This window comes from Peredibacter starrii (assembly GCF_034259205.1).
Taxonomy (GTDB): Bacteria; Bdellovibrionota; Bacteriovoracia; order Bacteriovoracales; family Bacteriovoracaceae; genus Peredibacter; species Peredibacter starrii.
On record NZ_CP139487.1, the window covers coordinates 3,013,929 to 3,029,907 of the forward strand.

A 15,979-nucleotide genomic window follows, 5' to 3' on the forward strand; every position below is an offset into this window, starting at 1 on the left:
CCTCCTTAAAAATGAATTAGAAATCAATGATGTCAAAACCGAATCCATCACGCTCACTAACCGCTTTTGAAATCTTAGGAATGAGTTTGTCATAGCTAGAGTTCAGACGCTTGAAGTTACGAGTGAATGACTGACGGCTGTCACGACAGATAAGTTCTGTTAAGTGAGTTACGTACTCTTTATCTTTATCAGAAACATCTGTGCGGTTAAGAATTGATGTTGTACGAGATAGAACTGCCAGTTGAGCGTAAAGTTCCATCGTCATATTCGCGATTCTCATCTGAAGAAGCTCATTACCGATAATGTTCTTACCGAACTTCATGATGGTATTTTCAACTGCGATTGAGAAATCTTTCATCATAGATACGAAGTGGTTACCGTGAACTTCAAGGCTCGGATGAACCTTCGTGAGAGTCTTAGAACCAAAACGTTTGCTCATGCGCTTCTTAGCGAAATCAGTCAACACACCCACTGATTTGATAGGATCCTGAATCGCCTTAGAAACGTCTGCAATCTTGCCTAGTTCTTTTAGGTCATCAGAAGGCCCTTTAATACCAGAAAGGGCCGTGAAGATACGAAGGATTTCGTTTGTTCCTTCAAAGATTAGATTAATACGACAGTCACGCATGATACGCTCATAAGGATATTCCTTCATGTAAGCATTACCGGCCGCGATCTGAGTTGCTTTATCGATTGTGTCCCAAAGTCTCTCAGAACAGTAGACCTTACAGATGGCAGACTCGTGCTCAAAGTGATTCATCCCTTGAACAATTTTACCTGTCGTCATGTAAACCATCGATTCACATGCGTAAATATTAGCGGCCATGGTCGCCAGTTTTTCCTGGATCAGACCGAATTGATCGATCGTGCTTCCGAACTGCTTACGCGTTTTAGCTTGAGCAGTCGCGAGCTTCAGGATCATTTTCATCCCGCCCACTGAACCAGAACCAAGCGAGAGACGACCAGTGTTAAGAACGTTCATGGCGATTTTGAAACCTTTACCTGGCTCGCCAATCATGTTCGAAGCTGGAACTTTAACGTTATCGAAGTACACCGCGCGAGTTTCAGAAGCACGGATACCCATTTTGTCTTCTTTCTCACCGAAAGAAACACCTTCTCTTTCTTTCTCAACGATAAAGCATGAGATCTTCTCTACTTTGCCGCCTTTGCCATCATCGTGCTCAGTTTTCGCAAATACTGAGTAGAAACCGGCCATACCAGCGTTTGTGATCCAAAGCTTCTGACCGTTGATCGTATAAGTGCCATCAGCGTTCTTAGTTGCTTTCGTTTTGATTGAGTAAGCGTCTGATCCAGAGCCCGGCTCAGTTAAACAGAAGGCAGCGAATACTTCACCACTTGCTAGTTTTGGAAGCCAGTGTTTTTTCTGCTCTTCATTACCTTCATTTAATAAAGCCTTATAACCAATCGATTGGTGAGCACCTAATGTTGTGGCAACGGCACCATCGTATCCTGCGATTTGTGAGAAAACGCGGGCATAAAGTGTCGTATCAAGACCAAGACCACCGTAATCCTCACCTACCGCCAGACCGCAAAGTCCAAGACCGGCAAGACCATCCAAAACTTCCTTAGGAATCTTTGAATCTTTATCAAACTTCGGAGAATCGATATTGTCCTGAGCAAACTTATCAATTGCATCGATCATGGCCTTGGCCATTTCGATTTGGCTTTCTGAAAATTGTGGATAAGGGAAAACTTCGTCCTCCATCACCTCACCGTAAAACAGGCTGGCGACAATGGAAGGAATTTCTTTTTCGGTTTTTGCTGACATAAGGCCTCTTTGAGAAAGGAAAAATTATACCTAAATATTATAAGGTGTGACCCGAATCAAAGTACAGAAAATCTAAAGAAGCGAGAGACAAACCAAAACCATCAACCATTCCTTTCGAGCCCCCAATACCTGACGATCACGCTTCAATATAATTCACATTCTGAACGCTTGCACATCACATTAATTTTGAAGACAATTAATTGATGATAAATAAAATCAAAGACTTCCTAAAAACCAAGCTTTCACGTTTGAAGAAAGACTCTTCTGATCAAGAAGACATTTCTTCGCAACCTCCATTTGAAGAAAACACATCATATGAAGTACTTCCTCCAGAAGATAAAACTGGTGAAGCACCTATGCCTGTTTTGAAATCAAACTGGAAAGATAAGTTCTCTTCTTCTGTGCGTGATTTAAGAACGAAGATGAGCTCGGTTAACGCTAAAGAATGGAAACTACCGGAAGGTTTTAAATCGAAAAGTGGTGAAGGTCTTTCTATTCTCTCTCCGAGTTTAAGCAAAGGGATTGAGAAGTTTCTATCGCGTGAAGCACGTGAACCTATTCATCAAGTTGCGACGGTAATTATTGTTTGTGGTATCACTTACACTCTGGGAAAAATCACGGCGCTAGTTCTTCGCGGAACCCCTGTCTTCGACTCTCCTCGCGATTATACGGTTTCAATTTCTCTTGAGAATGACTTCAACGCCGGAACACTTAATCAGGTGAAGAGCATTAACCCTTTCCGCACTAATGCTGGTGCGAAGAAAGGAACTCAGAAAGTCGCTGATACAAAATGTGAAGAGGCCCAGCAGTCTTCTACACTTCCGATCAAGCTTGTAAACACTATCGTTCTTCAAGACACTGTTAAATCACTTGCTTCTGTTCAAGTCAGAGGTGATCGTGATCTTCAGGAAGTTCGCATCGGTGACTCAATCGATAACCTTGCTAAGATCTTCAAAATCACGCGTCTGGAAATTCTGGTTAAAAACCTTGAGAGTGGCGTTTGTGAATCAATCTCTTCTGATAAAGCAAAAGAAGTCCGCTCTCCGATTTCTGTCATGACTCCAGCTCAAAGCCGTGAGTTTAAGGCCAATAAGAAAATGTCTGGTATCGATAACGTGGGTAACAAGTTCACGATTTCGAAAACACTTCTGGATGAAAAGATGAAAGACATCGCGGCCATCCTGACACAGGCACGCGCGATTAAAATCCAGAACCCGGATGGTTCACTCTCTTTCAAATTAACTGAAATGGATCCTCAAGGGATCTTCCCATACCTGGGTCTTCAGGATCAGGACATCATTACAAGCATTAATGGTAAGCCGATCTATGACCTGAACGAAGTGATGGGACTATTTTCAAGAATTAAAAACCTGGAGAATCTTCAGCTTGGAGTTAAGCGTGAAGGTTCAGACTCTGTACAAGAGTATTCCATTAAAAAATAAGGACGAACGGAAATGAAGACAAGATGTCGTAATAAGCGTTTGATGAGCACCCTCATTTTTGCGGCCCTTTTGCTGTCAAATTATGAGGCCCATGCGCAATTCAACAAATACCGTTCGCAGACCCGCTTCAATACGAACCGTGGAGATGGAACTCCTCCGGCCGATGCTCAAGCTGCCCAGCCTTCTGCTAATGATATTGAATCAATGTCTGCTGAAGACGCGGCCGCCGCTTTGAAAGCAGCAGAGAAAATTGAAAGTGCGGACGCCGATCCGGATCCAACTGAAGTTTCAGATGACGATGCTTTCGAACCAGATAGTGATGATGATGCGAACCAGACAACATTTGGGAATCGCCCTTCTCCGGGTCTTAAAGCTCAGCCAAAAAACAGCAAGTATGTGAACCTTAACCCTGAGACTGCTTTCGGTCCTGAAATCGTTGAGAGCTTTGATTTTCCTGATACTGACATCATGGAAATCACCAAGCACATGCAGAAACTTACCGGGATAAACTTGATCCTTGATAAAGACGTTAAAGGTAAAGTTTCAATCATCGCACCTACTCCGATTACTGTGGGTGACGCTTGGAAGGCCTACCTTGCTGCCCTTAACATGGCCGGCTACTCTTTGATCAAGACTGGTGCTTTCTATAAAGTTATTAACGCTCGTGATATCCGTTACACTCCGACGAAGATCTATACTGGTAACTACACTCCTGATACTGAAAACTACGTGATGAGAGTTATCTCACTTAAGTCAGTATCGGCGGCGGAGATTGCTCGTAACTTCCGTCCTTTCATGTCTCGTTACGGTCGAATCATCGATATTAAACAAACCAACACTATCATCATCGCAGACACTGGTTCTAACATTAACCGTCTGGCGAAAATGGTGAAGTTCCTGGATGTTCCTGGTCACGAAGAGTCTCTTCAAATCGTTAAAGTGAAGAACTCATCTGCCCAAGAGATCGCGAAGCTTCTGGATAATATTCTTAAAGGTGGCTCAGGTGGAGCTGCTGGAAGAGCAGGTACTGCTACTCCACGTTTCACAGGTTCAACTGGTGGTGGCTCTGAATCAACCAGCATGATTTCTCGAATCATCGCTGAACCTAGAACAAACTCAATCATTGCCATGGCGAATGCTGAAGGTGCAAAGCAACTTCGCGACCTGATCAATAAACTAGACGTAAAACTTATCTCTTCTGGTTCTAACCGTGTTCACGTTTACTACTTAAACTACGGTGACTCTGAAGAACTTTCGAAAACTCTTTCAAGCATCGTGACTGGTGCTGCTGCTAAAGATGGTGCTGCCGGTGGTGCAAGCCGTTTCACATCTTTTGCAGGTCCGGCAGAAAACCCGATTTTCTCTGCTGAAGTAAAAATTACTTCTGATAAAAACAACAACGCACTTGTGGTAACTGCCTCTCCTACTGACTGGTTAACACTCAAGGACGTAATTGGTCGTCTGGATATTCCTCGTGACCAGGTTTACGTAGAAGGTCTGATCCTTGAAGCGAACGTGGCAAAAGAAAGATCGTTCGGGGTTGAATACGTTGGTGCTTACGGTAACGGAAACGCTCAGCGTGCTGGTTTCACAAGTAAATCTTCAAGCTTACTAGGTCTTTTAAGTACAGGTGTTCCAACTTCTCTTGGTGGTTTCTTCGCCGGAGCTGGTTTCGGTCCAACTCGTACAATTACTGTTCCGAACGCAACAGGTGGTGGTACGACTACTCAACGTGTGAACGCACTTAACGCTTTCATCAAAGCGATTGCTTCTCACTCTAGTACAAACATCCTCGCGACTCCTCAGATTCTGGCCCTGGATAACACTGAAGCAACGTTCGAAGTTGGTGATACAGTACCTATCCAGAACTCAACCATCTCTGGTACGGTTCAGAACTTTTCGACAACGAACCAAGAAGCGAAACTTTCTTTGAAGATCACTCCGCAGATCAACAAAGTGACTCGTTTCGTGAAACTTAAAATCAACCAGAAGATCGATGACTTTAAACAAACGTCTGGTGAAAACACTGGTCGAGGTCTTCCAACCACAACTCGTTCTGCTATCACTGAAGTGATGGTACGTGACCGTGATACGATCGCCATGGGTGGTCTACTTCGTGACCGTGAACTAGTGGCCAATACGAAAGTACCTATTTTGGGTGATATTCCTGTACTAGGTTGGTTGTTTAAAAACAAAAGCCGTCAGATTGAGAAAGTTAATATCCTATTCTTCATGACTCCGAAGATTCTTTCTCCATATGCTAAAACTGCCTCTTCTAACACAAAACAAGTGCTTGAGAAGCGTTCTAGAGGTATGCAGGGAATGTTTGACGAGGATGAGAAAGATCCAAACGCCAAAGTATCTGAGGATTTAAATAAGAAGTTGGATGCACAAATTGCCGGTCCTCTTTACGATTTGTCTGATGCGGATCATTATAAGAACCTCAATAATGAAGACATCGGTCCGGATCAGGACGCCCCATCAGATGAATTCGATACTCCTGACTATCAAGAGATTAGAAAATCGGTGCAATAACATATGAGTTTATCTAACGAAGTTTTTGAGAACGTAGAGCATAGTAAAGAAAAGATTGGTGAGTTACTCATCAAGTTTACTTCTCTTACTCGCTCGCAATTGGATGAGGCCCTTGAGGCACAACGTGTGGAAGGTGGTCTTTTAGGAGATATTCTTCTAAAGCGTAACTATATCCATCCGCATGATCTCATCAAAATCGTTTGTCATCAGATTGGTATTCCTTACCAGACTGATATCAAAATCGAAGAGATCGATGCCAACGTTGTAAAAGATCTTTCCATTAACTACGCCAAGAACCATGAGGTCCTACCTTGCATGGAAACTGATTTCTCAGTGACTGTGCTGATGAGTAACCCGTTTAACTTCAACGTGGTGAATGATCTTCACATGATCTACAAAAAAGAGATCAAGATCATTTGTACTACCCCACTTCGTATTCAAGACGCCATTAACCGCGTTTATGAGAAGGCCAACCGAAACCTGGTTGACTCGATCGAAGATGAAGAATTTGAAGAGAACCTGGATCTTGAGGGTCCAATCGATATCTTAGATGCCACGGCCGATGAAGCTCCGGTAATTCGTTTCGTGAACTCTATTATCTTCCGTGCCGTTAAAGAGCGTGCTTCCGATATTCACATTGAACCGTATGAACGTGATGTGGTTTATCGCTTCCGTATTAACGGGGTCATGACTGAAATTCTTCGTCAGCCAAAGAAAACTCACGCCGCGGTTTCTTCACGTATTAAAGTTATGGCCCGTCTGGACATCGCTGAAAAGCGTCTTCCTCAAGATGGTCGTATTAAAATTAAAATTGCCGGTAAAGATATCGATATCCGTCTTTCGACTGTGCCTATTCAGTCCGGCGAACGTATCGTTATGCGTGTACTCGAGAAGAACAACACGGCCCTGAACCTTGAAACTCTTGGTTTCCGCGGTAAAGTTCTTGAAGGACTTCAAGAGCTAGGCGGACGTAAGCACGGGGTTCTTTATGTTACCGGTCCAACAGGTCACGGTAAAACAACGACTCTCTTCGCTCTCTTAGATAGAATTAAAACTCCGGATAAAATGATCATCACTGTGGAAGATCCGGTAGAGTATGAAATTCCTGGTATCTCTCAGATCCAGGTAAATCACAAAATTGAACTTACCTTTGCGGTGGCCCTTCGTTCGATTCTTCGTCAAAACCCGGATGTGGTGATGATCGGGGAAACCCGTGATAGAGAGACGGCAGAGATCGCGATTAACGCCTCGTTAACGGGTCACTTTGTATTATCTACTCTTCACACCAACGATGCTTCTTCGGCACCTACTCGTTTGATCGATATGGGTGTTCAGCCGTTCTTGATTTCATCATCGCTTGCAGGTGTTCTGGCCCAACGACTTATTCGTACGCTGTGCTCGGCATGTAAACAAAGAACCACTCTTTCAGATTTTGAAAAAGTGATTCTTGATGTGAATGATATTCCTGATAGTGCCACCATCTTCAAACCAGTTGGTTGTGGTCGCTGTTCAAATACCGGTTACTCTGGTCGAACAGTGGTTTCAGAACTTCTGATGATGAACGATGAAATCCGTGCCCTGATTATTCAGAAAACCGATGCTGCCACGATTAAAAAAGCGGCGGTTCGCGCTGGGATGAGAACTCTTCGTGGTGATGCCCTTGATAAAATTTATGAAGGGATCACATCGGTTGAAGAAGTAATGCGCGCAATTAACGCAGAAGAGACAGAATAATTTATGCCTATTTACTCTTATCGAGGAATGGATCGAAGCGGAAAGGAAATTAAGAACACGGTTAACGTGGAAAGTATCGCTGCTGCCAAGCAGAAGATTAAATCCATGGGAATCATGCTAATTGATATCCGCGAACAAAAGGCCCAAGGTACTTCAGGTGGAAGTAGTCTTCTTCAATTACGTGGAAGTGTGAACGTAGAAGATCTGGCGATGATGACTCGTCAGCTTGCGACACTTATTAAAGCAAAGATTCAGATCGTTGAGGCCCTTGCTGCCCTCGTAGACCAAGTTGATAACGCTACCCTACGTCTGGTTCTGGCGGATCTAAGACAAAAGGTAAATGAAGGTGCTTCATTAGCAAAGGCCCTTCAGGATCACCCGAAGGTTTTTAACTCGGTATATGTAAACATGGTTGAGGCCGGCGAAGCATCAGGTACACTTGAAATCGTACTTCTTCGTCTTGCCGACTTTACCGAAGCTCAAGTGAAACTTAAAAACAAAATCAAAGGTGCCATGACCTACCCGGTTATTATGGCAGTTTTTGGTTTTGCTATGATGAACGTTATTTTCATCTTTGTTATTCCAAAGATGGCGAAGATCTTCACGTCGACTAAGCGTGAACTTCCCTTCATTACCAAAGTTTGTATCTGGATTTCGGAGTTCCTGCAAAACTATTGGTGGCTCATGATTGCTGCCATTATTGGTGGCGCATTCCTTCTAAACAAATACCTTAACACCAATAAGGGACGCGCTCAGTGGCACTCCCTTCAGTTAAAATTGCCAGTTCTTGGAATGTTGATTAAAATGATCAACGTAAGCCGTTTTTGCTCGACTCTCGGAACACTGATGAACTCAGGGGTACCAATTTTAACGGCATTGAATATCGTGAAAAACCTTATTCCGAATGTGCATATGAAAGATGCAGTGGAAAAGGCTCGAATTTCAGTTTCAGAAGGTGCTTCAATTACGAACCCACTGATTCAAAGTGGATATTTTCCGGCCCTGGTTACCCATATGATTCGTCTGGGTGAGCGTTCAGGGGAATTAGAGCCGATGCTAAAAATTATTTCGGAAAACTATGAGGATCAAGTAGAATCGAAAATCAGTGGACTGACCTCGATCCTTGAACCGATTATGATGATTTGTCTCGGTGTTGCCGTAGGTTTCATTGTGTTCGCCGTAGTTATTCCGATGATGGATCTGAACAAAATTAGTTAAGAAGGAGCTCTTATGCTGAAAAATACTACAAAGATCGTAGCGTCTCAAAACGGGATGAGCTTGATCGAGATCTTGATCGCCCTGACCCTACTAGGTCTTGCTGGTACATTCGTTGCCGGTAAAGTAACTGAACGTCTTCAAGAAGGTCAGGTACAAACTGCTAAAATTCAAATTCGTTCTCTTTCAGAGCGTCTGAAAGAATTCCGTCGTGACTGTAACTTCATTCCGACTACTGACCAGGGTCTTGATGCTCTAGTTGAAAAGCCAACAGGTGGCCGTGAATGTAAGCGTTATGCTCCAGGCGGTTATATCGAAGGTGGTAAAGTACCTCTAGATCCATGGGATGGTGAGTACATTTACGAATCAGACGGTAAAACATTTACCATCATCTCCCTAGGTGCTGATAACGCCGAAGGTGGTGAAGGTGCTGATGCCGACATCAATTCAAAAGATCTTTAATTCTCATAAGGGCCACCAATCCGGATTTTCATTAATTGAAATCCTGGTGGCCCTTCTTTTAGGTGCTCTGGTTTTCCTGGCCGTACCTTCTGGTGATAGCGCTCAAAAACATAGAGACTTACAAACGACCATCGATGATATCGATCGCTCCGTCCGTTTTGCTTCCAACGAAGCTGTTCTAAGAAATACCGTTGTCCGACTTCGCTTCTCGCTTGATAAAGCTCCTGTGGAATATACTGTGGAATATGGCCCGGCCGGTAACCTTGCCTTGCCTGATCTGCCAGTTAAGACTTCTGGCCTCTCTCTGGCGGAAGAGAAGGCCGAGAAAGAAAGAAACGCGGCCCTTGATCGAAACTTTACGAAAGTGGAAGAGTTCGAAGAAATTAAACGCGAAATTCATCCGGACGTGACCATCTTGGGTCTGGCAACTTCTGCACAAAAACGACTTTTTACTGATAATGATGCCTCTATTTATTTCTATCCGACTGGTGAAAAAGATGGTGCCATTGTATTTTTCTCTACCAATGAGGAGTTCGCCTTTCTAGAGATTGAACCATTTATGGCAGAAACCAATGCTGGCTTCCAAGTTCTCAGCTCAGACTCCGTGGCCAAACTGGAAGATATCCTTCAAACTAGAGTAGAAGAAACTTACAAGCAGTGGATCGGTCGATGAAGCAAAATCAAAAAGGGTTCTCACTTTTAGAGGTCATGATTGCCCTGACCCTGTTTGCTTTTTTCGTTACGGCTTTTCTAACCAGTCAGGGTTATAACGTTGCCGACTCTACTCTTTCTGAAGAACAACTGATGCTTCAGCAACTTTGTGAAAGAAAAATCAATGAACTGGTGATTGATCCTCCAAAATTTTCCAATGCTCAGACTAATTTGAAAGAGACCAAGACTTTTGAAGAGTCGGACCTTAAAAATTTTGAGTACACATTGGAAATGAAGAAACTCACGGTTCCTGACTTTGCTCAACTCTTTGCTCAAAAAGACGCGACTTCTGAAGAAGCAAAAGACAGTTACGAAGGAAACTATTTTGGTAACAACCAAAACAGCGGAAATAGAAATGCCAGCTTAGAAAAAATGGTTTTCGAGGAACTTAAAAAGAACATTGAACGTGTCATCTGGCAGGCCAGAGTGACAGTTACCAATAAAGACACAAAGTACAGTTATACACTTTCAACTTATCTGACGAATTATAATGAAAAGATCCAGCTCAACATCGGTTTTTAATGACCGAGGTTTTACATTAATTGAGATCTTAATTGCCATTACTCTTCTGGCATTCATTACACTCGCCGTTGTAAACGTTACTGAAAACGCTTTTCTCACTAAAGACCGCACAACTGAGATCAATAAAAACAATCTTCAGATCGAAACGGCCATGAGTCGTTTTGAGTGGGACTTTGCTCAGATTTATTCTCCGCTCTACTTCTCGACTGTCATGAATATGAATCAAAACAACATGAACCAGTTTGGAAATGACGGAAGTGATGGTGGTTTCGTGGGAAATACCACGGGCTCTACTCAAGGTGCCGCCCAACAAGGTGCTCAAGGTGGCGCTATGAACAGTCCCCTCCTTCAGCAATATTATGAACAACTAGTGACTCGCTTTGAACGAAACGAGCACTTTTCAGCAGTTTCAAAAGAAGGCTATCCGATTCCTCGCTTTTACTCTCCTGATAAGAGTACTTTTGAGTTTTTCACTTCTTCAAACCGTAGAAAGCTTCAAAATATGAAGCAATCTCACTTTGCCTGGGTCCGTTATGCGCTTGCAGCTCAACAGGAACTTCCGAGTGACGAGGGTAAAGAAGAAAATCCAAATGTTCCGAAATCCCTCAGAAGTTTAGTTCGTTACTACACGGCCGATGATCCTTATTCTGATAAACGCATCAACATTGATGACGTTGATAGAGTTAAAGGTGCGGTCCTTCTTAGAAATGTTGAGGCCCTGGAGTTCCAGTTCTGGAACTTAAACCGCCGTAAGTGGGAAACCAATATTAAAACTGTTCCTCAGGGTGAGAGTGTTCTGCACGGTGTGCGCATGCTTGTGACCTGGTACGATTCTGCAGGCAATAAGAGAACCACGTCTCGTATTTTCCGCACTCACTGGCCACTTCAAGCGCCACAAGACCAGGCGACTACCACCACTACTCCTCAGGGTGGAGCAACCGCAGGAACGACTGGCGTGAACATGGGAAATCAGGATGGAGGTAATGATGGGTTTTAGAAAAGACCTCCAAAAGATCATGAATAATGAACGCGGTATTGCGCTCATGATGATTCTGACTGCCATTATCATTCTCATGGCCATTTATGGTGAATTTACTTTTGAATCGAAAATCAGTCGTATCAAAGCGACCAATATTCTAGACCGCTCGCAGGCCAAACTCCTGGCCGAGTCAGGTCTTCAGCTCGCAATTACTCGTCTGCGTCTCTACAAAGAGGCCTACAATTACGTTCAAGGTAACCAGAACGCCAAGCAGGCGGTTTCTTCTCAGCTCCTAAACCAGTTATGGGAAGTACCTTTCATGTATCCCATTCCGGTGGGAGGAAACGCCACCCGAGCTTTCAAGGACACCGTAGATAAATTTCAATTTGAATCTCTGCTTGATGGCCAGATGAAGGTCTCGATCCAGAATATTTCAAACCGCCTGAACCTCAATATGCTTCGTATTGATATGACCAAATTTAATCCTGACCCGAATGCAGAAGACGGAATGGATCATAATTCGACCCTTAATATGAACGAAGGCGCAATCCTGACAGATGTATCTGTGGATCAGTCTCTCTTTTATCTCCTTAAGCGTCTGGTGGATGACAAGAAAGAAAAAGATGAATCGTTTGCTGATCGATATGGTTCCATTAATTACCAGGAACTTCTGACAAATCTAAAGTACTACATGTCAGATTATCAAAGTATGAACCAGGATCCATTAGTCGGTGAAGCTGAATCAAACTTCCAACAAGTTCCTCTTGCTCCAAAGTTTGGTCCTCTAAGTTCAGCGAGTGAGCTTTATACAATTCCGGGTTGGGACGATGAGCTGATTGAACTTATTCATAATGAATTCAGTGTTTATCCATCAACACAAATTGATTTCAACAAACTTACTCTCAACATGTTTAAGATCCTTATTCCTCAGGCAACTGAGGACGACATCAAGGAATTTTTCCTGTGGAGAGATAATCCGGAACAACCAAGATTCTTAAACACACTGGAAGATTTCAAAAAGTACATCGTTCAACAAGAGCGTCTGATGAACGAGACGGATTTTGATAATCGTATGAAGCTTTTCCAACAAAAAGGCATTAGCTTCGGATCAAACCCTAACCTTTTTAGAATCGTCTCTGAAGGTTCCTACAACCGTTCCAACTACACACTTGTGGCCTTTGTGGTTCTACCAAAAAACTCCGTTGGCCAAAACACAGCTGGTACAACTGGCACTACTGGTAACACTACGGGAACAACGACCGGCGGTTCTACTACCGGCTCAACAACAGGCGGAGCGACGACTGGTGGTAACACTGCAGGCGCAAATCAAAACGCTCAACTACTTGAACCACGTATTATAGAAATCCAAATCAATTAATCAGTAATTACTAGGCTTTATTTCCAGTCTCTGGTTAAAATAATACTATGCATGTATTAGCCATTGATATCGGATCCTACAGTGTAAAGTATGTTTCCTCTTTCGTTGATAAAAGGAAGATCAATCACGTCGACATGAGTGAAATCATTGTTCGTGATTTTCTAAGTGATCATTCCGAATTAACGGTTGAAGAGGCGCAGGCAAAAATCGTTCAGGAAATTATCGATTCTGTCGCACGTCCTGATACCAAGATCATCTATCCGGCCAATCATGAAATGATGACGACACGTTTTCTTACTCTTCCGGTGAAGAGCAAAAAGAAAGCGGAACTCATGCTCCCATTCCTACTTGAAGAAGACATTCCTTACGCGCTTAGTGAGATTCACTATGCTTATCGTATGGAAGCTCAAAAAACTCAGTTTACTGCTCTAGTGGAACTGGTTCGTGAAAACATTTTTGAACCATACTATGAACTTCTCCGCAGTAAAAACGTTCTGCCGAATGTTCTAACAACTGAATCTTCAAGTGTTGAAAACTATTTCAATCAAAATCCGATGGCCGGTCCGTTCTGTGTTCTCGATATGGGACACAAAACAACGAAGGCCTATTTCTTTTACAACTCTCGCCTACTTATGACTCACGTAAGTTACGTGGGTGGTACGCATGTAAACGAAATGATCGCTCAAACTTATAAGATCGATCCGGATGAGGCGATTTTCTATAAGCACCAAAACGCTTTCCTTCTGACTTCTTCTCAATACGCTGAAGTAGAGGCGACTCAAAGCGAATTCGCTCATTCAATGGAGCGTGTGTTCTCACCACTTGTTTCTGACTTCCTACGCTGGAAAGTTGGTTTCAAAGTGAATTTTGGTCTGGCAGTTCAACATGTATTCATCTGCGGTGGTACATCGAACATTAAGAACATTGCCAACTTCCTGACTGAAAAGTGGGACACCAAAGTTACTCTGCTTGAGAGCTTCGAGAAAGTTGAAGGCGAAAAAGTTGATCTAAATCCAAAGAATAAATCTAAATTTGCTCTGGTAAATATGATGGCGATCGGTTTCCGTAGAAAGAACCGCTTCATCAACCTTCTTACCGGTAAATTTGCTCAGGCCTCAACATCAGAAGTTCCTCTCTACTCTTTCTCTTTCATTGGAGTTCGAGTGGCAGCGGCCGCCCTGATTCTGGCAGTATCGCTCTTTGCTGAACGCTTCTTCATCGAGCGTGACATTAAGGCGGTGAATGCAAAAATCGCCAACGTGATGAAAAACGACGAGCTTATGATCAGCAGTCGTCTTCGTCGTTCTATTCAGCAAAATCCCAAACCGGTCTACGACGCTCTTGTTAAAAAGCAGCGTGGTGTTCGTCAGGAAATTTCAACTCTTCAATCAGCGATTGAAATCCAGGCCCTTTCTCCTCTGGTTCATGTGAGCCAAATTGCAGCAAGTGCTCAAGGTGCGACGATGGTTGAGTTCAAATCAACTGACGTGGGCGAAATCACTGCGGTCTTCACTTCTGAGACGATGGATGAGCTTAATAATCTTAAGGCCGCATTTGAACGTTCTACCTTGAACGACCTTACGGCGCAGATTGATCAGACTAAAATGCAATTAACTGTAACAGCTTCAGGTAACTAATATGGTTGAAGACGTAAACACCTCGATTCCAATGTTTAAGAAAATCGATCGTTCAGTTTTTGATCGCATCGATAAATTTAAGCTGACTCCTGGATATAATAATCTACAGGACTTCTATAACGGTCTCGAAGAAGAGCAACAGAAACTCTTCAAGGCCGCTGTGATCCTTTTGATCTTCCTTCTTCCGACAATGGTTCTTGGACTTGTTTATTGGCAGAACAATACACTTAAGGCCGATCTGGCGACTCGTCAGGCGCTTATTACGAAGGCAAATGAAATCATCGGCCAGAATCAGGGACTTCGCGAGATCTTCCCTGCAGTTCTTTCTCAAAATCCAATTGATGGCCAGGACATGATGTCTTCGCGTATGTCGAATATGCTTTCGGCAGCGGGAATTGAACTTTCAAAAATTCAGGTGAAAAACTACAACGGCGAGATGATCTCTCCCGTGGTGATGAAATCTGAGGCGGATTTCGCTTTCTCAAACATCACTAATGATGAACTCATGAATATCTTCGTGAACATGATTCAACGTGAGAAATTCCGCATTCAAAGTGTGGACATTAAACGTAACAATGACACTGGTCTTCTTCAGGGTCAGTTTCACGCAATTCACTTCAGTAACGCTCAGAACACCGAAGAGGAAGAATAATGGCCGCTTCAGTAGAATTAACTTCTCTGGATAACATCAATTATAAAAGTAAGATCAAGGTCATCTTTTATGTCCTGATAGTCTTCTTTCTTTTTGTCTTCTCCTTCATGAGCTACTACCCGATTGGTGATAAGCTTAAAGTTTTCCTAAAAAGTAATTTGAAAGGTACTGGCTGTAATCCGGACTTCGATCAGATCCGCATGGAATGGATCATGCCAAAAATCGTGGTCTCGGGTCTAAAACTTCCGGCAAGCTGCCTTGGTCGCACTGGTGATACTCTGGACTTCAGTCACGTGACACTGAACTACCAATTAATTAATTTCGCTCCATTTGGTCTTCCTTTCCGCTTAGACACTGAGCTTTATGGCCAGCCACTGACAGTTTATTTTGTTCAGGGATTTGGCCAGCGTATGGTGCGTCTAAAGGACCAGACCATCGCTCTAAACCGCATTCAGCCTCTTCTTGGTGGGAACTTCAAACTTGCTGGAAACGTAACAGTGGATCTTAGTGTGATCCTCTCCAACAATTTAGTTAAGAGTCTTTCACTTCTAGCTGAATCAAAAGACCTGCAGATTCCTTCTCAAAGTATTCAGGGCTTCACTGCACCAAATCTTAAAATCAACACTCTAAGAATCGAGGCAAATTCAGAAAACTCTCCTCGTCTGAACGTTGATAAGTTGATTTTGGGTGATGCCGATTCTCCCCTTCGCGCCAACTTCAAAGGACGCATCGATCTTCAAGAAGGTGCCATTGCTTTCTCACCAATCAATCTTGGTGGTGAAGTGGCCTTCTCTGAGACTTTCAAGCAGCAACTTCCTCTGATTGATATGATGTTTCAGTCATTCACGCAAAAAGATGGCTTTTATCAAATCCGTTTAGGTGGTACATTGGGGGCGCCAAAACCGTCTGCACCGTAAGGATTT

13 protein-coding genes are annotated in these 15,979 nt (G+C 43.3%); 12 read left to right on the forward strand and 1 reads right to left on the reverse strand.

From position 1 onward, the window contains the following. Positions 1-16 precede the first annotated feature (16 nt). Entirely contained in the window at positions 17-1,789 is a 1,773-nt protein-coding gene (locus SOO65_RS15025; protein WP_321391872.1) for an acyl-CoA dehydrogenase family protein, read from the reverse strand. A 203-nt stretch (positions 1,790-1,992) separates the two neighbouring features. On the opposite strand from SOO65_RS15025, the gene SOO65_RS15030 reads away from it, so the two are divergent. Genes SOO65_RS15030 through SOO65_RS15085 form a run of 12 tightly spaced genes read left to right on the forward strand, consistent with a single transcriptional unit; the run spans position 1,993 to position 15,973 of the window. After that, positions 1,993-3,231, forward strand: a complete 1,239-nt coding sequence (locus SOO65_RS15030; protein WP_321391875.1) for a hypothetical protein — start codon at positions 1,993-1,995, stop codon at positions 3,229-3,231. A gap of 12 nt (positions 3,232-3,243) precedes the next feature. After that, positions 3,244-5,766: a type II secretion system secretin GspD gene (gene gspD, locus SOO65_RS15035; RefSeq protein WP_321391885.1), complete on the forward strand. Its 2,523-nt coding sequence runs from the start codon at positions 3,244-3,246 to the stop codon at positions 5,764-5,766. Between the two features lie 3 nt (positions 5,767-5,769). Then, on the forward strand, positions 5,770-7,500 hold the full coding sequence (gspE, locus tag SOO65_RS15040; protein WP_321391888.1) for a type II secretion system ATPase GspE: 1,731 nt from the start codon (positions 5,770-5,772) through the stop codon (positions 7,498-7,500). A 3-nt stretch (positions 7,501-7,503) separates the two neighbouring features. Beyond that, positions 7,504-8,718, forward strand: coding sequence for a type II secretion system inner membrane protein GspF (gene gspF, locus SOO65_RS15045; RefSeq protein ID WP_321391891.1), 1,215 nt, complete (start codon positions 7,504-7,506; stop codon positions 8,716-8,718). Between the two features lie 12 nt (positions 8,719-8,730). Beyond that, complete coding sequence (gene gspG / locus SOO65_RS15050; RefSeq protein ID WP_321391894.1) at positions 8,731-9,177, forward strand: type II secretion system major pseudopilin GspG; 447 nt, start codon at positions 8,731-8,733, stop codon at positions 9,175-9,177. Continuing rightward, complete coding sequence (locus SOO65_RS15055) at positions 9,149-9,850, forward strand: pilus assembly FimT family protein (RefSeq protein ID WP_321391897.1); 702 nt, start codon at positions 9,149-9,151, stop codon at positions 9,848-9,850. The genes gspG and SOO65_RS15055 overlap by 29 nt, the downstream gene beginning before the upstream one ends. After that, positions 9,847-10,410 (forward strand): type IV pilus modification PilV family protein, encoded by a 564-nt coding sequence (locus SOO65_RS15060; RefSeq protein ID WP_321391900.1) that lies wholly within the window; start codon positions 9,847-9,849, stop codon positions 10,408-10,410. Before SOO65_RS15055 ends, SOO65_RS15060 begins: the two co-directional genes overlap by 4 nt. Continuing rightward, positions 10,379-11,407 (forward strand): PulJ/GspJ family protein, encoded by a 1,029-nt coding sequence (locus SOO65_RS15065; RefSeq protein ID WP_321391903.1) that lies wholly within the window; start codon positions 10,379-10,381, stop codon positions 11,405-11,407. Before SOO65_RS15060 ends, SOO65_RS15065 begins: the two co-directional genes overlap by 32 nt. Then, positions 11,394-12,767, forward strand: coding sequence for a type II secretion system minor pseudopilin (locus SOO65_RS15070; protein WP_321391906.1), 1,374 nt, complete (start codon positions 11,394-11,396; stop codon positions 12,765-12,767). Before SOO65_RS15065 ends, SOO65_RS15070 begins: the two co-directional genes overlap by 14 nt. 47 nt (positions 12,768-12,814) lie before the next feature. Continuing rightward, positions 12,815-14,404 carry a pilus assembly protein PilM gene (gene pilM / locus SOO65_RS15075; RefSeq protein ID WP_321391909.1) on the forward strand — a complete coding sequence of 530 codons (1,590 nt, stop codon included), beginning with the start codon at positions 12,815-12,817 and terminating at the stop codon, positions 14,402-14,404. Position 14,405: 1 nt separating this feature from the next. Beyond that, the gene (locus SOO65_RS15080; RefSeq protein ID WP_321391919.1) at positions 14,406-15,056 is read left to right on the forward strand and encodes a hypothetical protein; all 651 of its coding nucleotides are present in this window, start codon (positions 14,406-14,408) and stop codon (positions 15,054-15,056) included. Then, positions 15,056-15,973: a hypothetical protein gene (locus SOO65_RS15085; RefSeq protein ID WP_321391922.1), complete on the forward strand. Its 918-nt coding sequence runs from the start codon at positions 15,056-15,058 to the stop codon at positions 15,971-15,973. Before SOO65_RS15080 ends, SOO65_RS15085 begins: the two co-directional genes overlap by 1 nt. Positions 15,974-15,979: the final 6 nt, after the last annotated feature.